General features: G+C 62.7%; 3 protein-coding genes. 2 read left to right on the forward strand and 1 reads right to left on the reverse strand.

Translation table 11 applies throughout. The features are described from left to right. Positions 1–570: SH3 domain-containing protein (locus NW820_RS01745; protein ID WP_414406514.1), on the forward strand; the 570-nt coding region annotated here is incomplete at its 5' end. Positions 571–685: 115 nt separating this feature from the next. Beyond that, positions 686–1669: an energy-coupling factor transporter transmembrane component T family protein gene (locus tag NW820_RS01750; RefSeq protein ID WP_414357909.1), complete on the forward strand. Its 984-nt coding sequence runs from the start codon at positions 686–688 to the stop codon at positions 1667–1669. Positions 1670–1693: 24 nt separating this feature from the next. Here NW820_RS01750 and NW820_RS01755 read toward each other — a convergent pair. Continuing rightward, positions 1694–4647 (reverse strand): GAF domain-containing protein (locus NW820_RS01755; protein ID WP_414406515.1); only part of this gene is annotated, 2954 nt, incomplete at its 5' end.

Below are 4647 nucleotides of genomic sequence, written 5' to 3' on the forward strand. Positions count from 1 at the left end.
GCTGGCGCGATCGGTTTGCAGGATGTGGAGCGTTACCGCCGCAGCCGCTTGGGGGGCCGTAAGCGTCCTACCTTTCCCGCTGGCGTTCGTTTGGGCTCCGCACCGCTGGCGCGAATGGCCGGGGTGGTCGGTGTGGGCATCCTCTCCCTATTGGTCATCTGGCAAATGTTGCGGGGCCTCTTCACGCCGCCGCCGGCACCACCGCTGGAGCAACCCCAGGTGCAAATTGAGCAGCCGCCGGTTGACATATCGCTACGCGACGCCTCCGCGAACGACAATCCCGGCCAGACGGAACTCACTCCCCCGCCTGAGCTAACCGGCCCTCTGGCGGAGTGGCAAGGAGTACAACAGGTGCGGGTGGTCTCCAACGATGGCCTCAACATTCGCCAGCAACCCAGCCTGACGGGAGCCATTGTCGGGACAGCCCCACGCCAAGCCCTGCTGCGGGTGGTGGAGGTGCAGGCTGGGGAGGGACAGGTGCCCGTCTGGCTGCGCATTGAGCGAGATGGCGCGCCCGGGGGATGGGTCGCCGCCCAGTCGGGCTCCACCCGTCTGGTGGAACGGCTCTAGCTCTCCCTTGCTGCCAGCTGTTATTGCTCCGCAACGCTGCTGCGACCGCGCTACGGGGACGGAGTTCTCGGTCCCGCCCTTTTAAGGGGTATAGTCTGCTTCCTTCTCAACTGTTGTGGATATTCTGCGCAATGCCCCGCTGGGGATTTATCTGGAAGAGCCTCGCACCTGGCTACATTGCCTGGATCCGCGGGTTAAGCTGGCCTGGCTGCTCAGCTTTCTCCTCAGCCCCATTTTGGCCGGCAATGGTTGGCGCTTGGCCGTGGTGGTGGCTCTTCTGCTGCTAACTGTGGCGGCCCGTCTGCCGCGCCGGGTTTGGTCGGGCCAACTCTCCCTGGTGCTGGCCCTGAGCCTGCTCACCTTTGGGATCACCAGCTTGGCGCCGGATGGATTGGGGGTTTTTCCCCAACCGCAACGGCAGGATATGCAGGTGGTGGGCTATGGGCTGACCGGGATCCCCGCTGTTCCCGTTAGCGGTGCAGGGCACTTCGACTTGGCCGTAGAACAGGGATCCCCAGACCGTGCCTGGCGGGCGCAAACCCGTGCCTGGCAAACTCCTTATCGCTACCGCCTGGTTCAGTTTTCCCTATTGGGACGAACCTTTCAGGTCTCCCGCCGTTCTCTATCGGTGGCGCTGCGGCTGGGCACCCTCATTTTTACGTTGCTCTACGCTACCCATTTGTTTCTGTTGACCACGGCCCCCGAAGAAATTGCCGAGGGGATCGGCCAATGGTTGCAGCCTCTCAAGCGTTGGAGATGGCCGATTGCCGAAGTAATTCTCACCCTCACCTTGGCGCTGCGCTTTCTGCCTTTGGTGATGGAAGAGGTGCAAAACTTGGCGCGGGCGGTGCGAACTCGGGATGTGCGCTGGGGATCCCTGAGTTTCCGGGGCGGGATGCAAACCCTGCTGGCCTTGGTGGAGCGCTTTTTTGAAAACTTGCTCCTGCGTGCCGAACAGACGGCTATGGCAATGCAGGCCCGTGGGCTGACCGGCCCAGACCATCCCCTGCGCTGGCACCGCCTACAACTGCGGCGGCTGGATCGCGGCCTACTGGCTCTACTGCCCCTGTTTTGGCTGCTCAGAACCTTGTCCCCCTAAGGTGACCGGCAACACAGCTTTTTCCTACCCAGGGGGATGGGGCTCGTCGCTGCCCATCGGCAGGAGCAGCCGAGAGACACAACGCCCATCGGAAGAGAGGTAAAAGGAGAGCTGGCCCCCCATCCGCTGCACCACCCGTTGACACAGGCTGAGTTCCAGACCAGGACTCACCGATAGAGGCGACTTGAGCAGAGGATCTGCGTAGATCACCTGCTCTGGCCCCAACTGAAGGGCGGCCATCAGGTGAGGGTCGAAGCTGCCCTGATCCACCACCAGCAGCTCTGCATAGCCAAAGGGCTCCGCATCGCTATCGCGAACGCTGGCTTGGCTCCACAGATCCAGCCGCCCCCCTTCCGGGCTGCGCAAAATAGCGGCTGTCAACACCTCCCAGAGCACCATCTCCAGTCGTTCGGGATCCCCCTGGATGGTAAGGCTCATGTCCCCATGGGCCCGCGGCCACAGCTTGCGTTTTTGGGTCAGGGCCTCCACTCGGCGCAGGCTTTTGCGCACCAAGGTTGCCAAGGGCACCGACCGCAACTGCGGCTGCACCTGCCAAGTTTCCGACTGCAACAACGGCCTTGTGGAGACGGTCAGATCCCGCAGCCCTCTGCCAATTTCCACTACTTTTTGCCAGCGGGTGGCTTCGTCTCCGGGGATCTCCGGCACCTGACCCAGGCGGTGCAGGCTGTCCAGAAGGGCATTCTGCATATCCAGCAGGCGGCGGTGCTTGTACCAGTTCAACTCCCTGAGCACCTCCTGCCGCTCTTGCAAAGTTTGCATCCAGAGCAAGCGCCGCAGCGTCCAGCCGCAGGTCTGGGCGATCAGCATCACAGCCGCCCGCTCGTCGGGATCCCAAACCTTGCCCGCTTCTGCCCCCAAGATCAAAACTCCCAAAGCTCCCGCCTGCGAGGAGTTTGTCTCCCCCAGCGCCACCAGCAGCCAGGATCCCAGGCCGGCAGCAAAGTGCTCCGCACCGCTGACGCGACTGAGCCAAGTGCGGCTGGCAGGGGGGATCTGCTCCTGGGTGAGCGGCAGAGGTTCTGCCGACTGCAGCGCGTAGGCCAGTAGGGGATCTTGCAGGTCGATCTCGGTGGAGCCGGTCTCCGTCCCGGCAGCGGTAGTAAAAGGCCCCTGGAGCTGAGCCCGGCTTTCCCCCGGCTGCCAACTGACCACCAGCGCCAGAGGGATCCCCAGCAATTGGGCCGTCTGTCGAGTGGTAGTGGTGTACAGATCTGACAAGGTGGCCGAGTTTTGCAAGGTTAAACAAGTGGTGATCAGGCCCTTGAGCAACTGCTCTTGTCGTTGCCGGCGTTGTTCTGACCGAATTTGCCGCAGGATCACCCCCACCTGTTGGGCGATCCCCCGCAGCAGTTGCCGCTCTTCCCGGCTCCAGGCCCGTAGCTGGGGATGCAACACCAAGAGCAGCCCTTCCACAGGTGTGGTGGCGGTACCGCCGACCCCGGTGTGGGTCAGCATCAAGGAACGAACCCCTGCCAGTTCCTGCCGCCAAGAGAGCAGGCGCAGATCTTGGTCGTAGTTTTCTGCCACCACCACCTCGCTGCGCATGAGATCCTGCCAGTCCTGGTCGCTCAGAGGGCTGAGCTGCTGTGGCAAAGTCTGCTTGCCTTCCCTGCGGTACTCGTAGAAGAGGCGGGGGATGGGGCTGTCGGGATCCACCGTCAACACGGCCACTGCACCGACTTTCAGGCGCTGGGCCAGGCCGACAACGGCTTGCTGGAGAGCCTGTTGCAGCTCCGCCGGGTTGTAAAGCGAGCGGCCCACCTGTTGCACAAACTCTTGGTCATCGGCCAACTGGCGAATGCGGCGATCCAGATTTTCTAGGGGGGCAGCCAAGGCCAACCCATTGGCGGCAGCAGCTACCAACTGTCGCTCAGCGGCTTGCCAGGTACGGGGCACATCCGATTGCACCCAGATGAACCCCAGCAGATCCTTTTCCAGCAAAATCGGGGCCGCCAAAACGGCCTGGGCCCGCAACTGCTGCATCAGCTTGGGGGGAACCTCAGAGCGAGTCGTCCCTGTGCCGCCCACCACCACCTGGCCATCGGCGAGGGTGTAGTACATGTCCCCCAATTCCCGCAGCGAAAGGCTGACCTCCCCTGTTGGCCCTGCTCCGACTTTAGCCCCTTTGGGAACAGGGGGCTGAGAGGACTCCGTCCCCCCGCTGTTGCCAACAGCTTTGGGGGCGCTTCCATGGGGGACGAACTGCCCCTGGCCGCGCTCGTGCCAATACACCTGAATGTGGACGGCGCCCAGGAAAGACTGTAGCTCTTGCTTCACCCAGCTGACCCGTTCCTGCAGGGATCCCGCCTGGCGCATCGCCGTTCCCAACCTCAGGAGTGGATCCTCAAGGCGCTTTTCGGTCTGCTGCTGCCAAGCGTTTTCCAACTCCTGCAGAGAGGCTGCCAACTGCCCCAGCAAAATTCCCAAGAGAGCCTTTTCGTCCTCATGGGTGGTAACCCCCCACATTTGGGATCCCAACATCAGGATCCCCAAGCAGCGCCGCCGTCCCACTGCCGTTCGCGACAGCGGGCCGTAGGCCGAGAAGGGATAAATGAAACAGCCCTGGATCCCGCCCAGTCGCCTGGCCTCCCGCTGCCAAATGCCCATGCGCGGTTCCTGAGAGAGGTCGGGCAGGCTGATCGGTCGCTGCTCGATCACCACCTGCTCCAGGATCTCCCCCGGCTGTAGAGGATGCACCGCTCGCAGTAGGGTTTGATCCTCAAGAAGGGTCACTCCCCCCTGGCCCACCAACTGGTGATTTTGATAATCGTAAAAGGCCAGCCAGATCAGCGGCGCCCCAAACGCCGCCTTGACATACTCCAGCGTGAGCTGAACGAGGGTGTTGGCATCGCTCTGCTCCCGCATCTGCTGCAAGGTTGCTTGCAGGGCCACCAGGGGAGATATTGGCCCAGCTCTATCGGAATGAGGGGGAACAGACTGAACCATACCTGTGTGGA

This window comes from Synechococcus sp. R55.7 (genome assembly GCF_047461955.1).
Classification (GTDB): Bacteria; Cyanobacteriota; Cyanobacteriia; order Thermostichales; family Thermostichaceae; genus Thermostichus.